The following is an 18,650-nucleotide window of genomic DNA, read 5'->3' as shown; positions in this document are numbered from 1 at the left end:
TCAACGTCGGCGAGTGCCAATGCCTCGCCTCGCCCCCGAAACCGAACGGCCGGGGGCCATCATAACGGAGGCACCCATGAAGTTTCGTCCGCTGCACGACCGGGTCGTGGTCGAGCCGATCGAGTCCGAGACCAAGACCGCCGGCGGCATCATCATTCCGGACACCGCCAAGGAGAAGCCGTCCCAGGGCAAGGTGATCGCGGTCGGCCCCGGCGCGCGGGACGAGACCGGCAAGGTCCAGAAGCTCGACGTGAAGGCCGGCGACACGGTGCTGTACGGCAAGTGGTCGGGCACCGAGGTCAAGCTCGACGGCAAGACGCTCCTGATCATGCGGGAGAGCGACATCATGGGCGTCGTCGGCTGAACCGACGCGTCTCTCGAGACACCAAACGGAGGAAGACATGGCAGCCAAGGACGTTAAGTTCGACGTCGATGCCCGCGACCGCATGCTGCGGGGCGTGGACACGCTCGCCGACGCCGTCAAGGTCACGCTCGGCCCGAAGGGCCGCAACGTGGTGCTGCAGAAGTCGTTCGGCGCACCGCGGATCACCAAGGACGGTGTGACGGTCGCCAAGGACATCGAACTGGCCGACAAGTTCGAGAACATGGGCGCGCAGATGGTCAAGGAGGTCGCCTCCAAGACCTCCGACGTGGCCGGCGACGGCACCACCACCGCGACCGTGCTGGCCCAGGCGATCGTGCGCGACGGCGTCCGCGCGGTCGCGGCCGGCATGAACCCGATGGACCTGAAGCGCGGCATCGACCTGGCCGTCGAGGCGGTCGTCGCCGACGTCAAGGGCCGCACCAAGAAGATCAAGACCTCCGGCGAGATCGCCCAGGTCGGCACGATCTCGGCGAACGGCGAGAGCGAGATCGGCGACATGATCGCCGAGGCGATGGAGAAGGTCGGCCGCGAGGGCGTGATCACCGTCGAGGAGGCCAAGTCGCTGCATACCGAGCTCGACGTCGTCGAGGGCATGCAGTTCGACCGTGGCTACCTGTCGCCGTACTTCGTCACCAACGCCGACAAGATGACCTGCGAGCTCGAGAGCCCGCTGATCCTGATCCACGAGAAGAAGCTGTCGAGCCTGCAGCCGATGCTGCCGCTGCTCGAGCAGGTCGCCCGCGGCCAGCGTCCGCTGCTGATCATCGCCGAGGACATCGAGGGCGAGGCGCTGGCGACCCTGGTCGTCAACAAGCTGCGCGGCGGCCTGAAGGTCGCGGCCGTGAAGGCCCCGGGCTTCGGCGATCGCCGCAAGGCGATGCTCGAGGACATCGCGATCCTGACCGGCGGCACCGTCGTCTCCGAGGATCTCGGCATCCAGCTCGAGACCGTAACCCTCGACATGCTGGGCAAGGCCAAGAAGGTCGGTATCACCAAGGACGAGACCACGGTCGTCGACGGCTCCGGCAAGAAGAAGGACATCGAGGGCCGCTGCACGCAGATCCGCGCGCAGATCGAGGAGACCACGTCCGACTACGATCGCGAGAAGCTGCAGGAGCGTCTGGCGAAGCTGGCCGGCGGCGTGGCGGTGATCCGTGTCGGCGGCGCCACCGAGGTCGAGGTGAAGGAGCGCAAGGATCGCGTCGACGACGCGATGCACGCGACCCGCGCTGCGGTCGAGGAGGGCATCGTCCCGGGCGGCGGCACCGCGCTGCTGTACGCCGGCAAGGCGCTCGAGAAGCTCAAGGGTGCCAACGACGACCAGCGCACCGGCATCGACATCGTCCGCCGGGCCCTGCAGGCGCCGGTCCGACAGATCGCCAGCAACGCCGGTGCCGACGGCTCGATCGTGGTCGGCAAGCTGCTGGAGCAGAAGTCGGCGACCTTCGGCTACAACGCCCAGACCGGCACGTACGAGGACCTGATCAAGGCCGGCGTCATCGACCCGACCAAGGTCGTCCGCACCGCCCTGCAGGATGCGGCCTCGATCGCCGGCCTGCTGATCACCACCGAGGCCATGGTCGCCGAGAAGCCGGAGCCGAAGCCGGCCGGCGGCGGCATGCCCGACATGGGGGGCATGGGCGGCATGGGCGGCATGGACTTCTGATCCGTCCCGCATCGACTTCCGGCCCGACCCGGGCCGTGATAGGGAAGGGCCGCGGCAACCCCGCGGCCCTTTTCCGTAGCCCCATCCGGAGCCTGCAATGACGACCGTCGATCTCGACCGCGTGGCGCGGGTGCTCGCCGAGGTGGCGGACGAGGAGATCCTGCCGCGCTGGCGCAACCTGGCGTCCGGCGACATCCGCGAGAAGACCGGACCGAACGACCTGGTCACGATCGCCGACGAGGCGGCCGAGCGTGCCCTGGCGGCCCGGCTGCCCGGCCTGGTTCCGGGCTCGGTCCTGATCGGCGAGGAGTCGGTCGAGCACGACCGCAGCCTGCTCGACCTCCTGACCGAGCACCGGCCGGTATGGATCGTCGACCCGGTCGACGGCACCAAGAACTTTACCGAGGGCAGCGACCGCTTCGCCGTCATGGTGGCGCTGGTCCAGCACGACGCCACGGTCGCCGCGGCGATTTACGAGCCGGTGACCGGCCGGGTGCTGCTGGCCGAGCACGGCGGCGGCGCCGAGATGGTCGAACGGGAAACCGGGCGCAGCCGCCTGCGGGCGGCCGAGGCAGCCGGCCTCGACGTCATGGAGGGCTCGCTGAACTTCCGGTTCATTCCGGACGAGGAGACCCGCAAGGCGGTGCGGGCGCGCGCCGACGCGGTGCTGCCGAAGCGTCACCATCGCCGCGGCTGCGCCGCCTTCGACTACCGCATGCTGGCCACCGGCCAGTGGCACTTCGCGTTCTACTGGAAGAACATGCCCTGGGACCACGCGCCCGGCCTGCTGATCCACGCCGAGGCCGGCGGCCACGCGGCCCGGCTCGACGGCCGGGCCTACCGCCCGAGCGAACTGGCCGGCGGCCTGCTGGCGGCGCCCGACGCCGACAGCTGGCACGAACTGCGCGAAGCCGTGCTGGGGCCGATCGGGTAGGGGCGGGCGGCGCTCAGACCGTCAAGCCGCCCGCTGCATCTCCAGGCCGGCGTCCTCGGGCAGGCCGAGCAGCAGGTTCATGTTCTGCACCGCCGCGCCCGACGCGCCCTTGCCGAGGTTGTCGAGCCGGGCGGTGAGCACCGCGCGGCCGGTCGCGGCGTCGGCGAACACGAACAGCTCCATCAGGTTGGTGCCGTTCAGCGCCTGCGGGTCCAGTTCCTTCAGGCCCTGGGCCTCGCCGAGCGGCGCCACGCGGACGAAGCGGGCGTCGGCATAGCGCTCGGCCAGAACCGCATGGAGATCGGCCGGGACCGGCTTCTTCGGCAGCGCCCACAGCGCCAGCGGCACGCTGACCAGCATGCCCTGGGCATACCGCGCCACTGCCGGCTGGAAGATCGGCGGGTGGGCGAGGGCGGACCAGCGAGTCATCTCCGGCACGTGCTTGTGCTGCAGGGTCAGCCCGTAGCTCCAGTAGGCGTCCGGCTTGTAGCCGTCCTGGCCCTCGGCCTCGTAGCGCTGGATCAGCGACTTGCCGCCGCCGGTGTAGCCGGAGACCGCGTTGACCGTGACCGGGAACTCGGCCGGGATCATCCCTGCGGTCACCAGCGGCGCCAGGATGGCGATGGCGCCGGTCGGATAGCAGCCGGGGTTCGACACCCGGGTCGCGGTCGCGATCGCCTCGCGCTGGCCGGGCCGGAACTCCGGAAAGCCGTAGGCCCAGCCGTCGACGGTCCGGTGCGCCGTCGAGGCGTCGATCAACTTGACCTCGGAGCCCTCGGCCAGCGCCGCGGCCTCGCGCGCGGCGTCGTCCGGCAGGCACAGGATGGCCACGTCGGCGGCATGCAGCGCGTCGCGCCGCGCCTTCGGGTCCTTGCGGCTGGCGTCGTCCAGCGAGATCAGCTCGACATCGCGGCGCGCGGCCAGACGCTCGCGGATCTGCAGACCCGTCGTGCCAGCCTCGCCGTCGATGAAGATCCGTGCCGCCATGACCGCCTCCGGGTCCGAGTGACAGTGGTTGAGGGAACGCGGACCATACTGCAAACCGCCTTCCCTGTTGAGCGAATAACACGCCTCGCCGTTCCGGCCGGCGCAAGACGCCATTTCAGTTCCCGCACCACGTTCAGCGGCGAGAACGCCTGCGGCAGCCCGGCGACCGCGCGTCGACCGCTTTCCTGTCGGTGACGTCCAGCACCGCGGCGTGGCAGGGGGTCGGGAGCTCCGACTTCAGCGTCTCGAGGCGCTCGCCGCGCCGGCCGGTGATCACGGTCCGCCAGCCCGCGGCGGCGACGCGGCGGGCCGTCGTCATGCCGAATCCGGAGGTCGCTCCGGCGTTGAACACGGCTTTCACAATGGTAAAATTAATTTGAATTATCCGTTAGTTATCGAACTTTCTTCCGTTTTCCTCGAGCTTTATCTCGACCCACAACGCCTCCATCGCGTCGAGCGACGCCTGGTCCGGCGACCGCCCCTGCGCGGCCAGCCGGTCCTCGACCCCGCGGAACCGGCGCTCGAACTTGGCGTTGCAGCGCCGCAGCGCGGTCTCCGGGTCGACCCCGAGGTGGCGGGCGAGGTTGACGACCGCGAACAGCACGTCGCCCATCTCGTCCTCCAGCCGGTCGGCGTCGCCGCCGGCGATCTCGGTCTTCAGCTCGCCGAGCTCCTCGACGATCTTGTCGAGCACCTGGCCGGTCTCCGGCCAGTCGAACCCGACCCGGGCGGCGCGGCGCTGCAGCTTCACCGAGCGCATCAGCGCGGGCAGGGCGCCCGACACGCCCTCCAGCACGCTGGCCGTCCGGCCTTCGGCCTCGGCCTTGCGGGCCCGCTCCTCGGCCTTCTGGCGTTCCCAGGCGCCGGACTGGGCGGCGGCGTCGGCCACGCTGTCGTCGCCGAACACGTGCGGGTGCCGGCGGATCATCTTGTCGGCGATCGCGGCGGCGACGTCGTCGAAGCCGAAACTGCCTTCCTCTTCCGCCATCTGGGCGTGATAGACGACCTGCAGCAGGAGGTCGCCGAGCTCGTCCTTGAGGGCAGTCCGGTCGCCCAGGGTTATCGCCTCGGCGACCTCGTAGGCTTCCTCGATGGTGTAGGGTGCGATCGTCTCGAAACTCTGCTCGAGATCCCAGGGGCAGCCGCCGTCGGGGTCGCGCAGGCGCGCCATGACGGCCCGCAGACGGGCGATCGGCGGGCCGTCAGGAAGGCCGTCGTGGCCGGGGAGGTCGTCGTGGGACGGATCGCTCATGCCGTTCAGGCCCTCGTGATGCTCGGTTGCCGACGGCCGGAGACTAGCGAGCGAGACGGGGCGGGGAAAGCGCGGCGGGCGGCGCGTCGACGGCGTGACTGCGGCGCCGCGAGCCGTCGGCCCGGGCGCCGCCTTGCGCACTGGCAATGCGCTTAAGTCACTCGCAAGAGTGAGAAAGTTTCCAGATTGTGGATCTCTTGAAGCCCCGTCCGATCACGTCGACAGGACGGGGCGGTGCTGCGCCGGTGGTTCCATGCGTGCGCACCTCCCTTGTTCGAGTGACGGGCGTGACGATGATCGACATCGCACCCAAACAGTCTCGCGCAAAACGGGGCCGCCGTGAACCCCGAATCGGCGCGCATCGAACGGAAGGGCGCGCCGCGGCGGCGGAATTCGTCTAGAGTTCGACACAGGACTGGCTGAGGGCGGAACCGATATTGCCCAGGGACAACGGAGCCGGCTGGAAGAGGGGGACGGCACTGCCGTCCTTGCAGGGCGTCCCGGTTCAGACGACCGCCGCGGTGCTGGCGTTCGCCATGTCCATCCTGCTCCTGGCCGTTGTCGTCTATCTCGGGCTGAGGATCGAGCGGCTGACCGACGCGCAGGCCAGCCTTCAGACCCGCGTGGCCGAACTGGATGCCCGGCAGCCCGGCGATCCGCAGGCCATCCGTGACCTGACCGCCGGCTTGGACAGCTCCGCCACGAGGATCGCGGCGCTGGAAGCGGCACCGCGCGCCGACCCGGAAGCGCTCGCCGCCGTCGATGCCCGGGTGACGGCCCTGTCGGGCCGGACCGATGCCCTGGAGGCCCGGCCGTCCGGCGACCCGGCAGCCCTGAAGGCATTGGCCGCCGGCTTGGACAGCTCCGCCGCGAGGATCGCGGCGCTGGAAGCGGCACCGCGCGCCGACCCCGATGTGCTCGCCGCGCTCGGCGACCGGGTGACGTCGCTGTCGGGTCGGACCGGCGCCCTGGAAGCCCGGCCGTCCGGCGACCCGGCAGCCCTGAAGGCATTGGCCGCCGGCTTGGACAGCTCCGCCGCGAGGATCGCGGCGCTGGAAGCGGCACCGCGCGCCGACCCGGAAGTGCTCGCCGCCGTCGATGCCCGGGTGACGGCCCTGTCGGGCCGGACCGTCGCCCTGGAAGCCCGGCCGCCCGGCGATCCGGCAGCCCTGGAATTGCTGACTGCGGGCCTGGAGGCGGCGACCGGCCGGATCGCCGCACTGGAAGCGCTGCCGCGGAGCGACCCGGCCGAGATCGAAGCGGTCGGGACGGGGCTGAGCGAATTGTCGGGCCGGGTTTCCGAACTGGAGGCGGCGCGGGTCAGCGATAGCGCTTCGGCCGGCGCATCTCCGGGCGAACCGACCGCATCGCCCGCCGGAGAGGTCCGAGCATCGGGGGGACCGGCGGAGGGAAGCTGGACCGTCCTGGGCGAGATCCGCTTCGCCAGTGGCGGTTTCGCGCTCGGACCGTCGGCACTGGACGAGGTTTCGGCGATTGCCGAGGTGGCGATCAGCACGAACCGGCGGATCGTCATCCGCGGATACGCCGACCGGGTCGGGAACCCGGTCTTCAACCAGGCGCTCTCGCTGCGCCGGGCGATCGCCGTCCAGCTGGCGCTGATCGATCAGCGGGTTCCGACCTGGCAGTTCCATTCGGTCGACGGATACGGTGAGGATGCGCTGCCGGTCCGGACCGACGACGAGAAGCCGGAACCGGGCAATCGGGTCGTGATCGTATTCGGTGGATCCGGGTCGGCAGAGCCGGCGGCGTCTCGGGCCGACTGAACGTACCGACAGCCGGCGCGAGGTGGTGAGGAAGCCGAACCATAATGCGCATAATGTATATTATGGGAAATAATATCCGCATCTGCGGCAAACGCGATGTCCGGACTGCATTGCCGGCATGCACCGACCGTGACGTCCGTTGTACTCGGGTCCGCGACCTTGCCCCCTGGCGTCCCGACACCCCGCACGTCTATCATCGGATCGACCGAGGCAGCCGTAAAATCTCGACGGCCGACGATCGTCACTGCCGTCCGGCAGATCGAGACGCTTGGTCGTCGACTTGGCGATTCCGGAGACCATCAGCCGTGTGCTTTCAGGCGTGACCGACACCCACACCAGCCCGAACGCCCGGTTGCCCTCTGGATTGGTCCACCCGGTCCATCCCGAGTTGTTCCGTCTGCCGTATCAATCCGAGATGTGGTCGATCTGGCAATCGGCACGGGCCGACGACGCCTACCCGCCCGACCGGTGCATCGACCCCACGCTTCTGCCGCCTGCTGCACTGCCCTTCATCGTCCTCTACGAGATCGGCGAACGCCCCGACGTCATCAAGATCCGATTGGAGGGGTCGGAGATCGTCCGGATCCTCGGCCGCAGCCGCCGTGGCGGCATTGTCGGCCAGCAATCGGGAACCCAGGCCCATCTGGGGCGATTGACCTGGGCCGCCGCCAACGGCAAGCCGTACTGGGTGAAGACGGCGATCGAGCACGACCGCTATCACTACCGGACCTACACGGTCCTGGTGCTGCCCTACGGTCAGAACGGGCGGGTCACCCGATTGGTGGGCGTGAACGCGTTCGACAACCTGCCCGCCGAGTGATCGAGGCGGTCGAGCCGGTCCCGGGAGGGCGGCCCTACCCGGATGGATCCAGGAACCGGTCGGGGTCCGGTGCCGGCTGCGCCCCCGGCCTCGTGAGAATGCGGCCCGGCGCCGGATCCTCGAAGCCGAACCGTCGGTACATCGCGTGGGCGTCCCGCGTCGCCAACTGCCAGCGCCGCAGCCCCTGCAGGTCAGGGTGGCTCAGCAGGCACGCGGTCATCCAGTGGCCGAGCCCCCGCCCGCGGACCGACGGCAGTATCACGACATCGGCGAGCCATGCGAAGGTCGCGAGGTCGCTCACCGCCCGGGCGAAGCCGATCTGCCGGCCCGACGGCACCTCGTACACCCCGATGCAGATCGAGTTCTCGATCGCCCGGTCGAGAACGTCCGGCGTGAGCGTCTCCGCCCAGTACGTCGCCCGCAGCGCCGCCAGCACGCTCGCCCGGTCCAGACGGGCCGGATCGGTCGACGCTTCGTAGCCGGGCCGGCGCCAATTCACGGCCGGCCGCTGCGACAGGCTCATTTGTAGTCGATCTGGGCGGCCGGACAGCGGCCGTCGCGGTCGATCATCGCCCGCAGCACGGTGCGCTGCTCGCTGTCGGCGAACACCTTGGAAAACCTGATCGTCTGGTCGCCGGTCCGCAGGAACACCCGGTGCCGCCGGCAGACCTCCATCAGGTCGCGCAGGAAGGCCTTGGCCTCGTCGCGGGTCAGCAGGTTCTTCTGGTGATCCTTGGCGAGATCGCCCAGCAGCTTCGGATCGATCATGACGGAGGTCCGCGGTCCCTGTAGGCTTCGAGCATGGCCAGGGTAGCACTGGAACGCGCGCTCAAGAAACCGGGTCGGGTCCTGACCTGGCATGCCGGCGCCGGCTGCCGGTCGCACCGGACCTCCGACCGCGAGGACTACTACACGGTGCTGCCGCCGGAACTGGCGGCGTTCCTCCACCGCTTCGGCTCCGACATCACCGAGCCGGAAGTTCTCGAACTGTTCCTGGACGACATGCTGCACGACCTGGCGGTCGAGGAAGCCGAGTTCGACGCCCTGCACGCCGACGACCCGCTGGTTCCGCGCATGCCCGCGGGCGCCGTCCTGTTCGAGATCCGCGGCTACTTCCAGGGCTGCCTGGAGTTCTATGTCACCCAGCACGCCGCTCCGCCGACCGACCCGTTCCGCCGGTCGCCGGAGCCGCGCTGGCTGATCCTGGCAAGCCCGCACGTGCGCTCGGCCGAGCGCTGTGCGGCGGCCTTCGACGACCTGCTCGACCGCTGCGACGGGGTGGCCCGGCGCCACGACCTGGTCCTCGACCTGGAGACCGTGCGCGACGGCTTCCGCACCATGCTGCGGCGGCGCCCCGGGTCGGCGCCGTTGCCCGGGCTGCTGCCGGCCGGCTACCGGGATTCCGGATCGGCCTTGCGCAGGTAGATCCCGCGATCGGTGCGGTGCAGGGCGAAGCCCGGTCGACCGGGTTCCTCGAAGCCGTAGCGCCTGTACCAGGCGACCGGCCGCTCGCCGCACATCAGCATCCAGCGCCGCAGGTCCTGCAGGTCGGGATGCGCGAAGATGCAGTCCATCAGCCAGCTTCCCCAGCCCTGCCCGCGCTCGGCGTCGTCGGTCAGGAACACGTCGCCGATATAGGCGAAGGCGGCGAAATCGGTGACCACGCGGGCGTAGCCGATCATCGAGGCCCCCGCCTCCGGCGCGCCGTCGAACAGCCCGAAATTGACGCTGTTGGCGACGAATTCGCGGACCACCTCGATCGGGATGCCCGGCGACTGCTGACCGGCCGCCAGGTAGCGCTGCACCGCATCGGCATCGATCAGGGCCGGATCGGTGCTCACCACCCTGCCCGCGCGCTCCCAGCGCTGCGGACGGATCGTGTCGAGCCGGCTCACCCCTCGATCTCCGGTCCGGGGATATCCAGCACCAGGCCGTCGTAGCCCGGCTCGACTCCGGGCGGGCACTTGGCCAGGGTCCTACGGTAGTCGAGCCGGGCGTTCATGTGGGTCAGGTAGGCACGGCGCGGCCCGACCCGGGCGATCCAGCCCAAGGCCTCGTCGAAGGATGCGTGCGCCGCGGTCGGCTCCTCGCGCAGGCAGTCGACGATCCAGGTGTCGAGCCGCAGCGCCGCCAGCCGGTCGAGCTGTCTCTCTGTGAACGCGTTCACGTCGGTCGAGTACGCGAACCGGCCGTCGAAGATCAGGCCGAGGCTGTCGCCGGAGTTGCCGTGGTCCTGCCGGAACACCTCGACCGACAGGCCGGCGATCTCGTGCAGCCCCTCCTCGAGTGGGAAATGGATCAGCGGCGGCGAATGGTGCGGCGGCGACTGCGGGGCCGCCTCGAACATGTAGCCGAAGCGCGCGTGCAGGTCCGCATAGGTCGCCGCGTCGGCATAGGCCGGGATCCGCTCGCGGGTCGACCAGTAGAGCGGCCGCAGATCGTCGATGCCGTGGGTGTGGTCGGCATGGATGTGGGTGAACAGCACCGCGTCGATCGACCGGACCTCCGCGTCCAGCAGCTGTTCGCGCAAGTCGGGCGAGGCGTCGACCAGGACCCGGCGGTCGTTCTTCTCGACCAGGATCGAGCTGCGGCGCCGGCGGTTGCGCGGCTCCGACGGGTCGCACTGGCCCCAGCCGCCGGACAGGCTGGGCACGCCGACCGACGCGCCGCAGCCCAGCATGGTCACCCGCATGGCGCGGCCCCTATGCCGCGTCGAGCGCTAGGTGCGCCGGCGGCGGCACCTTGGAGAACAGCCGGAAGAAGTTGCGCGTGGTCTGCTCGGCCGAGGCCTCGACGCTCATCCCCTTCACCTCGGCGACCACCTGGTGGGTGTGGACGACGTAGGCCGGCTCGTTGCGCTTGCCGCGATATGGCGGCGGCGCCAGGTACGGGGCGTCGGTCTCGACCAGCAGCCGGTCGGCCGGCAGGTCGGCGACGGTGGCCCGGATGTCCTCCGACTTCTTGAAGGTCACGATGCCGGACAGCGAGACGTAGAAGCCGATGTCGACCGCCCGCATCGCCAGCTCGCGGCCGGAGCTGAAGCAGTGCAGGACACCGGTGAACGGGCCCTCGGCGTAGCACGCCTCGAGGATCTTCCAGGTGTCCTCGTCGGCGTCGCGGGTGTGCACGATCACCGGCAGGCCGGTGCGGCGGGCCGCCTCGATGTGGGTCCGGAACCCGGCGGCCTGGGCCTCGCGCGGGCCGTGGTCGTAGAAATAGTCGAGGCCGCACTCGCCGATCCCGACCACTTTGGGGCTGGACTCCGCCAGCGCGACCAGCTGGTCGGCGGTGACGTCGGTCTCCTCGCCGGCGTTGTGCGGGTGGGTGCCGACCGTGCAGTAGACGTCCTCGAACCGCTCGGCGATCGCCAGGACCTTGTCGAACTGGCGGACCCGCGTGCCGATGGTGACCAGCCGGACCAGGCCGGCGCGGCGGGCGCGCGCCACCACCTCGTCGAGCTCGTCGGCGAAGTCCGGGAAGTCCAAGTGGCAGTGGGAGTCGACGAGCGGCGGCGGCCGGGTCACGACGTCGCCTCCGCCTCCGGTGCGACCCAGCGCGGGAACACGCCCTGCGGCTTCGGCAGGGGCGTGCCCGGCACCAGGCGGTGCGCGGCGCCCAGCCGGTCGAAGGTCCGGGCGTCCTCGGCCAGGGCGAGCTGGTCGAGCATTCGCGCGCAGGATCCCGGCATCACCGGCTGCAGCAGGATCGCGACGTGCCGGATGGTTTCGGCGAGGGTGTACAGCACCGTCGCCATGCGCGCCGGGTCGGTCTTGCGCAACGCCCACGGCGCCTGCTCGTCGACATAGCGGTTCGCCCGGCCGACCACGTCGAACACCGCGTCGAGCGCCCGGTGGAAGGCCTGGGCGTCGTAGGCCGCCCGCAGCGCGTCCAGCAGCCCTTCGGCGGCCTCCAGCAACGCCTCGTCCGCCGGCGTCAACGCCCCCGGCTGCGGCACCTTGGCCTCGCAGTTCTTGGCGATCATCGACAGCACGCGCTGCGACAGGTTGCCGAGGTCGTTGGCCAGCTCGGAATTCATCCGGGCGACCATCGCCTTGTGCGAGAAGTCGCCGTCGTTGCCGAACGGCACCTCGCGCAGCAGAAAGTAGCGGACCTGGTCGAGCCCGTAGGTCTCGACCAGCTGCAGCGGGTCGATGACGTTGCCGAGCGACTTCGAGATCTTCTGGCCCTCGTTGGTCCACCAGCCGTGGGCGAACACCCGCTTCGGCGGCGCCAGCCCGGCTCCCATCAGGAATGCCGGCCAGTACACCGCGTGGAACCGCAGGATGTCCTTGCCGACCATGTGCAGGTCGGCCGGCCACCACCGGGCATACGCCCCCTCGGTGTCGGGATAGCCGACGGCGGTGATGTAGTTGGTGAGCGCGTCCAGCCACACATACATGATGTGGGCGTCGTCGCCGGGCACCGGGATGCCCCACTTGAAGCTGGTCCGGCTGACCGACAGGTCCTTGAGGCCGCCGCGCACGAACGACAGCACCTCGTTGCGCCGGCTCTCCGGCGCGATGAAGTCCGGGTTGGCCTCGTAGAATTCCAGCAGCCGGTCCTGCCACTTCGACAGGTCGAAGAAGTACGACGGTTCCTCGACCCACTCGACCGGCGCGCCGCTCGGCGCGATCTTCTGGCCGTTCGGTCCCTTGGTCAGCTCGGTCTCGGTATAGAAGGCCTCGTCGCGCACCGAGTACCAGCCGGCGTAGGAGCCGAGGTAGATGTGCCCGTTGTCCTTCAGCCGCCGCCAGAGATCCTGCACCGAGACGACGTGGCGCTGCTCGGTGGTGCGGATGAAGTCGTCGTTCGAGTAGTTCATCACCCCGAGCAGGTCGCGGAAGTTCTGCGAGACCTTGTCGGTGAAGCTCTGCGGGTCGACGCCGGCGGCGGCCGCCGCGGCCTCGACCTTCTGGCCGTGCTCGTCGGTGCCGGTCAGGAACATCACGTCGTAGCCGTCCAGGCGCTTGAAGCGCGCCAGCACGTCGCAGGCCAGCGTGGTGTACGCGTGCCCGATGTGCGGCTTGTCGTTGACGTAGTAGATCGGTGTCGTGACGTAGTAGCTGCGGCTCATCCGAGACCTCCGGCCGGCGGGCCCCCTGCCTACTCCGCTGCCAGCCCCCGATCAAGCCCGTCGCCGAGCGCGAGGGTGTGGATAGAGTCCAGGACGACCTGGCGGCGGTCGAGGTTGAGCGCGGGCTCCAGGCGCGCCAGCCGGACCACCTCGGCGCGCCGCCGGAACACCGCCTCCGGGCCGATCGCCGAGACCCAGCGGCGGCCGGCCTCCAAATCGCCCGGCACGATCTCCTGCAGGCCGCCGGCGCCGGCGGCGGCCCGCACCGCGCGGTCGATCCACCACAGCAGCAGCTCCATGCCGGCGCTGAAGGCATCGGCTTCGCCTTCCTTCGGGCGCCGGCTCCAGGCGCCAGCCAGCACATGCACCGCCTCGCCCGGCACCTGGCCGCGCCGGTCGGTCGGCAGCGCCGCCATCAGGCCGGACACCGCGCGGTACAGGTCGGCCCCGCCGGCGTCCGCCAGGGTCAGCGCGCGGCCGATGCTGCCTTCCGAAAGCCGGACCAGGACGGCCGCGTCGTCGGGGCCGAGTCCCGGGCGTCCCCGCTGCAGCAGGTCGGACACCACGCTGTCGGCCAGCGGTTTCAGCACCAGCCGGCGACACCGCGAGCGGGTTGTCGGCAGCATGGCGTTCAGTGCGTTCGAAACAAGAATTATCAACGAATTAGGTGGTGGTTCTTCAAGTATCTTCAGAAGTGCGTTCTCGGCGTTCCGGTTCATCCGGTCGGCCTCGTCGACGATCGCCACACGCCAGCCGCCCTCGGAGCTGCGCAGCCGCAGCGAGGCCTCGAAGCTCCGGACCTCGTCGACCCGGACGACCGCGCTCAGGGTCCCGCGGTCGGTCAACTGCCGGCGCAGCACCTTGAGGTCCGGGTGGCTTTCGGCCGCCACCATCCGGGCTACCCTGCCCTCGGGATCGATCGCCAGCGAGGCCGGCGGCGCGTCGGCGGCCCCGAACAGCCCCCCTGCCCCCTGCGCCCCGCCGCCGGACAGCACGAAGCGGGCGATCCGGTAGGCGAAAGTGGCCTTGCCGATGCCCGGCGGGCCGGCGATCAGCCAGGCATGCGGCATCCGGCCGGCGTTCCAGGCGTCCAGCACCAGCCGCTCGGCCCATCCGTGCCCGAGCAGGTCGGGATTGGCCGACGGGGCCGGCAGGCCGGGTGCGGTATCGCCGTCGTCGCTCATGCCGCCACCCCCAGGCGGCCGGACACCGTCTCGGCGATGGCGGCAGCGACCTCGTCGGCCGACCGGCCGGCATCGATCACGGCGCAGCGGCCTGGGTCGTCGGCGACGATCGCCCGGAAGCCGTCGCGCACGGCGGCGTGGAACGCTGCGCCCTTGCGCTCGAAACGGGTCTCGGCCCCCAGCCCGCCGCCCTGGGCCCGGGCAAGGCCCGTCTCCGGGCTGAGGTCGAGGACCAGGGTCAGGTCGGGGCGGGTGTCGCCGACGGCGGCGTCGATCAGCGCGCGCAGGGTCGCGAGCGGCACCCCGCCGGCATAGCCCTGGTAGGCCAGCGTCGAGTCGAGGAACCGGTCGCAGATCACCCACCTGCCGGCGGCCAGCGCCGGCCGGATGGTGCGGACCACGTGGTCGCGCCGGGCGGCGTTCATCAGCAGCGCCTCGGTGACCGCGTCCCAGCGACCCGGCTCGCCGGTGACCAGCAGCGTGCGGATGTCCTCGGCCCCGGGCGAACCGCCGGGCTCGCGCGTCAGCAGGCAGTCGATGCCGCGCTCGGCGAGCCAGGAGGACAGCCGGCGGGCCTGGGTCGACTTGCCGGCCCCTTCGCCGCCTTCCAGGGTGACGAAGCGCCCGGGCGGTACGGGATCAGCCACCGGCCCCCCAGATCAGGTGGCCGAGCGCCGACGTGATCCGCCCCACCGGGCCGAGCCGTCCGACATCGGCCCCGGCATACAGCGGGAAGCTCCGGTCTTCCATGTCCGGGACCGAGACCCGCAGCATGGCGATCGGCTGGCCGGCCACGATCGGGGCCGGGATCGGGCCGGTGTACTCGACCGTCACGGTCATGTCCTTGCGCGCCGTGCGGCGCACCGAGAGGCTGATGTCGCGGTCGGACACCAGCGGCACCTTCGGGCTGTCGCCGAGCCAGACCTCGGCGGTCTCGACCGGCATTCCCTGCCTGGCCAGGTTCACGTGCTCGAACTCGCGAAACCCCCACTCCAGCAGGCGTTCCGCCTCGTCGGAACGCTCGCGCACGCTCTTCAGGCCGTTGACCACCAGGATCAGGCGCCGGTCGCCGCGCTTGGCGCTGGCGGTCAGCCCGTATCCGGCGTTCTCGGTGTGGCCGGTCTTCAGGCCGTCGGCGCCCATGTTCTTGTACAGCAGCGGGTTCCGGTTGCCCTGCTTGATGTTGTTGTAGGTGTACGACGTCTCCGAGAACAACGCGTAGTGCTCGGGGAACCGCCGGATCACCTCGGCCGCCAGCCGGGCCAGGTCGTGGGCGGTGGTCCGGTGCTCCGGATCGGGCCATCCGGTGGAATTGCGGAAGGTCGAGTCGACCAGCCCGAGCTCGTGCGCCCGCCGGGTCATGAGCTCGGCGAACGCCTCCTCCGAGCCGGAGATCGCCTCGGCCAGGGCGATCGTGGCGTCGTTGCCGGACTGCACGATGATGCCCTGCAGGATGTCCGACAACGGCACCCGGGTGCCGACCTCGACGAACATCTTCGACCCGCCCTTGCGCCAGGCGGTCTCGGAGATCGGGATCTCGTCGGTTTCCTTCAGCCGGCCGTCCTTGAGGCGCTCGAAGGCCAGGAACACCGTCATGATCTTGGTCATCGACGCCGGCGGCATCGGCTTGTCGGCATCCTTTGCGAACAGGATCTGGCCGGTGTCGTAGTCCATCAGGATGGCTTCGCGGGCGTTCGTGTCCATCGCGGCGACCGGCCGGGCCAACGCCATGACGGCGGCGACGGCCACGGCGACCAGGACGGTGGCGATCGGCGAATGACGGCGCAACACTGTTCCGAACCTCCAGGACCTTGCGGTGTCCGACCTCCGTAGCCCCGGTTTGCGGAGATTCCGAGGCACGGAGCAAGACCTCAGTCGACGACGATGCGTGCCCCCGGATAGCCGGCGGCGATCACCCGCTCGAGCACCCGGTCGGCGGACGCGACCTCGGTCAGCGGGCCGATGCGGACGCGGTGGAAGGTGCGCCCCGCCACCTCGGCGCGCTGCACGCCGGCCGGGCCGAAGCTCCGCATCCGGACCGACAGGCGCTGGGCGTTGTCGCGGTTCTCGAAGGAGCCGACCTGGACCCAGATGTCGGTGGGCGACACCGGGACGGTCTCGACGGTTCCGGGCGGAGGGCCGCCGGCCACGACCGCCGCGGTGCCGCCGGCGCCCGGGGAACGGCTCGCGGTCGCGGCGGCCGGGCGCGGTGCCGGTGCGGCCGCGGCCCCGGACGGAGCATCCAGCCGCGAGACCTGGACCGGCGGCGACGGAACGGCCTGCGGAGCCGGTGCGGCCGGCTCCGTCGGGCTGGCCGACGCCAGCACCGGGCCGGGCGCACCGCCGCGGGCGACCGCCTGCTCGCGCCGGCTATCCTCGGGCAGGATTTCGACCTTCACCTTGGCGGTGCCCTGACGTTCGAAGCCCAGCAGCTGGGCCGACCGCCGGCTCATGTCGATGATCCTGCCGTGCGCGAACGGGCCGCGGTCGTTGACCCGCACGACCAGCGAACGGCCGTTGCCCAGGTTGGTGACCCGGACGATGCTGGGCAGCGGCAGGGTGCGGTGCGCGGCGGTCACGTCGTTCTCGTCAAACAGCTCGCCATTGGCCGTGCTGCGACCATGGAAGCCCGGCCCGTACCACGAGGCGATGCCGGTCTCGACGTAGTCCCACTCTTCCTTCGGGTAGTACCAGACGCCGCTGATCTGATACGGGCTGCCGACCTTGTAGGCGCCGACCGATCCGGCGCGGTCGGCGCCCTTGGCCTGCTTGGCCGTGTTGACCAGGAACTCGGTCTCGGCGCAACCGGCGAGGCCGAGCGCCGAGACCAACGCGAGCACGATGCCGACTCCCGCGCGCGGATGGCGCATGCAACTCCCCTGACCCATGGATTTTGTGGTGTCGCTGCCGTAGATCGCTATATCTCGCAGACTACCGTGCATCCAGGGCATCGGCAAGCGTACCGACCGCAATTGCGAAGTAGGTCGACCGGTTCCACTTCAAGATCACCTCGAAGTCGTCGTAGGCGAGGAAGTGGCGGGCCCGCCCGCTGCGCTCGGTGACCTCGACGATCGAGGCCCGCAGGTCGCGTCCCGGCAGGTCGCCGCCGCCGGGCCTGCGGACACCGAGGTCCTGCCACGCCGACAGCGGCTTCTTGGTCTCCAGGCCGATCAGCCGGCGCTCGAAGTCCTGCGGCAGCGCGACCTCGCGGCCCCAGGTGATGTCGTCGCGCCAGCCGGACTGCGACAGGTAGCGGGCGATCGAGCCGAAGACGTCCGGCAGCGTGCCCCAGATGTCCTTGTGGCCGTCGCCGTCGTAGTCGACCGCAAAGCGATGGAAGCTGGACGGCATGAACTGGCTCTGGCCCATGGCCCCGGCCCACGAGCCCTTCATCTCCGACGCCGCGATGTGGCCCTGCTCCAGGATCTGCAGCGCCAGCATCAGCTCCTTGCGGAAGAACGCGCTGCGCCGGCCGTCATAGGCCAGGGTGGCGAGCGCCGCGATCACCGGGAAGCCGCCGGTGATCCGCCCGAAATCGGTCTCGATGCCCCACAGCGCGACGATGAACCGCTTCTGGACACCGTACTTCGCCGACACCTCGTCGAGCAGGGCGGCGTGCTCCTGCATCAGCCGGCGCCCGGTGGCGATCCGCCCCTGGGTCACCACCCGGCCCAGGTACTCGTCGAACTTCAGCCGGAACTCCGGCTGGTTGCGGTCGAGCTCGACGACCCGGGGGATCGGCTGCACGCCGTCGAACGCGGCGTCCAGCGTCTTGTCGGAGACGCCCTGCGTCCGCGCCTCGGCCCGGACTTCGGCGAGCCACTGGTCGAACGGTTGCGACGGCGATGCCGAGGCGCTCGCCGCGCCGAACAGGCAGGTTCCGGCGAGAACGACCGCGGCGCACAGCGCCCCGGCGATGCGGCGGTCGACGACGGTGCGAAGCACGAGCCACTCCTGAGTTGCGACGGACGCTCCCCCGCCCCCTGTCTCGCACGGCCGGCGTGCGTCATCAACGGCGCGTGCCGACCGCCCGCCTGCCCCGCCTGCCCGGTCACCCCGGAAGCGCAGGGTCGGCCAGGGACCGCGGGGTCTCGGTCACCCGCGCACTGATGATCATGTTCACGGAGCCGTCGGCGTCGCAGCACGGCAGAAGCATCGACTCGTGCCGCCATATGCGCCGGTCGAGCACCCGCTCGCCGCGCTCGTGCAGCGCGCCGCACGCCGCCACGACGCGGCGGTAGGACTCCTCGAGATAGCCGCGCATGGCGGGCTCCGGGACCTCGTCGAGATACTTGCCGGTCAGTTCGTATCCCAGGTGCCGGGTGACCGGACTGGCGACCAGCCGGAACCGGAACCGGAGCGGCCCGTGCTCGACGTCGACCAGGGTGACGAAGCCGACGGCATAGGGAAAGTCCAGGGGGTCCAGGTCGGCCCGGCCCGGCGGCCGCGTCCCGACATGCCGCTCCCGCCAGTACGCGTACAGACGCTGCAGCCGGGAATCGCGGATCTCGCTGTCCGCCAGCTCACGCATCCGGTGCCGTGGCGCGCGCTTCCGTGCGGCCCG

At 70.5% G+C, this 18,650-nt stretch carries 21 protein-coding genes; 6 read left to right on the top strand and 15 right to left on the bottom strand.

Annotation, left to right across the window (positions count from 1 at the left end):
• Positions 1 to 76 precede the first annotated feature (76 nt).
• From groES to IE246_RS08765, 3 genes are all read left to right on the top strand, one after another.
• Entirely contained in the window at positions 77 to 364 is a 288-nt protein-coding gene (gene groES / locus IE246_RS08775) for a co-chaperone GroES (RefSeq protein ID WP_189988569.1), read from the top strand.
• A gap of 37 nt (positions 365 to 401) precedes the next feature.
• Complete coding sequence (groL, locus tag IE246_RS08770) at positions 402 to 2,051, top strand: chaperonin GroEL (protein ID WP_189988568.1); 1,650 nt, start codon at positions 402 to 404, stop codon at positions 2,049 to 2,051.
• A gap of 97 nt (positions 2,052 to 2,148) precedes the next feature.
• Positions 2,149 to 2,985 (top strand): inositol monophosphatase family protein, encoded by an 837-nt coding sequence (locus IE246_RS08765; RefSeq protein WP_189988567.1) that lies wholly within the window; start codon positions 2,149 to 2,151, stop codon positions 2,983 to 2,985.
• Between the two features lie 21 nt (positions 2,986 to 3,006).
• Here IE246_RS08765 and argC read toward each other — a convergent pair whose 3' ends face one another.
• From argC to mazG, 3 genes are all read right to left on the bottom strand, one after another.
• Complete coding sequence (gene argC / locus IE246_RS08760) at positions 3,007 to 3,972, bottom strand: N-acetyl-gamma-glutamyl-phosphate reductase (protein WP_189988566.1); 966 nt, start codon at positions 3,970 to 3,972, stop codon at positions 3,007 to 3,009.
• A 133-nt stretch (positions 3,973 to 4,105) separates the two neighbouring features.
• A complete protein-coding gene (locus tag IE246_RS27870; RefSeq protein ID WP_373297864.1) occupies positions 4,106 to 4,324 on the bottom strand; it encodes an SDR family NAD(P)-dependent oxidoreductase in 219 nt (72 codons plus the stop codon).
• Positions 4,325 to 4,360: 36 nt separating this feature from the next.
• On the bottom strand, positions 4,361 to 5,224 hold the full coding sequence (mazG, locus tag IE246_RS08750; RefSeq protein WP_189988565.1) for a nucleoside triphosphate pyrophosphohydrolase: 864 nt from the start codon (positions 5,222 to 5,224) through the stop codon (positions 4,361 to 4,363).
• Positions 5,225 to 5,760: 536 nt separating this feature from the next.
• On the opposite strand from mazG, the gene IE246_RS08745 reads away from it, so the two are divergent.
• Positions 5,761 to 7,008, top strand: coding sequence for an OmpA family protein (locus IE246_RS08745; protein ID WP_189988564.1), 1,248 nt, complete (start codon positions 5,761 to 5,763; stop codon positions 7,006 to 7,008).
• Between the two features lie 268 nt (positions 7,009 to 7,276).
• Positions 7,277 to 7,828, top strand: coding sequence for a PAS domain-containing protein (locus IE246_RS08740; protein ID WP_189988563.1), 552 nt, complete (start codon positions 7,277 to 7,279; stop codon positions 7,826 to 7,828).
• 34 nt (positions 7,829 to 7,862) lie between these two features.
• Here the strand turns inward: IE246_RS08740 and IE246_RS08735 are convergent, their stop codons facing one another.
• Together IE246_RS08735 and IE246_RS08730 are read right to left on the bottom strand one after the other, a co-directional pair.
• Positions 7,863 to 8,351 carry a GNAT family N-acetyltransferase gene (locus tag IE246_RS08735; RefSeq protein WP_229836717.1) on the bottom strand — a complete coding sequence of 163 codons (489 nt, stop codon included), beginning with the start codon at positions 8,349 to 8,351 and terminating at the stop codon, positions 7,863 to 7,865.
• On the bottom strand, positions 8,348 to 8,596 hold the full coding sequence (locus IE246_RS08730; protein ID WP_189988562.1) for a hypothetical protein: 249 nt from the start codon (positions 8,594 to 8,596) through the stop codon (positions 8,348 to 8,350). The genes IE246_RS08735 and IE246_RS08730 overlap by 4 nt, the downstream gene beginning before the upstream one ends.
• A 33-nt stretch (positions 8,597 to 8,629) precedes the next feature.
• Between IE246_RS08730 and IE246_RS08725 the strand changes: the two genes are divergently transcribed.
• Positions 8,630 to 9,253, top strand: coding sequence for a hypothetical protein (locus tag IE246_RS08725; RefSeq protein ID WP_189988561.1), 624 nt, complete (start codon positions 8,630 to 8,632; stop codon positions 9,251 to 9,253).
• Here the strand turns inward: IE246_RS08725 and IE246_RS08720 are convergent.
• From IE246_RS08720 to IE246_RS08675, 10 genes are all read right to left on the bottom strand, one after another.
• Positions 9,220 to 9,723 (bottom strand): GNAT family N-acetyltransferase, encoded by a 504-nt coding sequence (locus IE246_RS08720; RefSeq protein ID WP_189988560.1) that lies wholly within the window; start codon positions 9,721 to 9,723, stop codon positions 9,220 to 9,222. The two genes, IE246_RS08725 and IE246_RS08720, sit on opposite strands and share 34 nt — an antisense overlap.
• Positions 9,720 to 10,520: an MBL fold metallo-hydrolase gene (locus IE246_RS08715; RefSeq protein WP_189988559.1), complete on the bottom strand. Its 801-nt coding sequence runs from the start codon at positions 10,518 to 10,520 to the stop codon at positions 9,720 to 9,722. Before IE246_RS08715 ends, IE246_RS08720 begins: the two co-directional genes overlap by 4 nt.
• A gap of 10 nt (positions 10,521 to 10,530) precedes the next feature.
• Positions 10,531 to 11,352, bottom strand: a complete 822-nt coding sequence (locus IE246_RS08710; RefSeq protein WP_189988558.1) for a TatD family hydrolase — start codon at positions 11,350 to 11,352, stop codon at positions 10,531 to 10,533.
• Entirely contained in the window at positions 11,349 to 12,902 is a 1,554-nt protein-coding gene (gene metG, locus IE246_RS08705) for a methionine--tRNA ligase (RefSeq protein ID WP_189988557.1), read from the bottom strand. Before metG ends, IE246_RS08710 begins: the two co-directional genes overlap by 4 nt.
• Positions 12,903 to 12,931: 29 nt before the next feature.
• Entirely contained in the window at positions 12,932 to 14,086 is a 1,155-nt protein-coding gene (locus IE246_RS08700) for a DNA polymerase III subunit delta' (RefSeq protein ID WP_189988556.1), read from the bottom strand.
• On the bottom strand, positions 14,083 to 14,733 hold the full coding sequence (gene tmk / locus IE246_RS08695; RefSeq protein ID WP_189988555.1) for a dTMP kinase: 651 nt from the start codon (positions 14,731 to 14,733) through the stop codon (positions 14,083 to 14,085). Before tmk ends, IE246_RS08700 begins: the two co-directional genes overlap by 4 nt.
• Entirely contained in the window at positions 14,726 to 15,877 is a 1,152-nt protein-coding gene (locus IE246_RS08690; RefSeq protein WP_229836714.1) for a D-alanyl-D-alanine carboxypeptidase family protein, read from the bottom strand. The genes tmk and IE246_RS08690 overlap by 8 nt, the downstream gene beginning before the upstream one ends.
• An 80-nt stretch (positions 15,878 to 15,957) precedes the next feature.
• Complete coding sequence (locus IE246_RS08685; protein ID WP_189988554.1) at positions 15,958 to 16,956, bottom strand: septal ring lytic transglycosylase RlpA family protein; 999 nt, start codon at positions 16,954 to 16,956, stop codon at positions 15,958 to 15,960.
• 61 nt (positions 16,957 to 17,017) lie between these two features.
• Entirely contained in the window at positions 17,018 to 18,031 is a 1,014-nt protein-coding gene (locus IE246_RS08680; protein ID WP_229836711.1) for a lytic murein transglycosylase, read from the bottom strand.
• 106 nt (positions 18,032 to 18,137) lie between these two features.
• Positions 18,138 to 18,617, bottom strand: a complete 480-nt coding sequence (locus IE246_RS08675) for a PAS domain-containing protein (protein WP_189988553.1) — start codon at positions 18,615 to 18,617, stop codon at positions 18,138 to 18,140.
• Between the last annotated feature and the right edge of the window lie 33 nt (positions 18,618 to 18,650).

The sequence above is a fragment of the Thalassobaculum fulvum genome (assembly GCF_014652915.1).
GTDB lineage: Bacteria > Pseudomonadota > Alphaproteobacteria > Thalassobaculales > Thalassobaculaceae > Thalassobaculum_A > Thalassobaculum_A fulvum.
This window is presented reverse-complemented; position numbering and strand designations above follow the sequence as displayed.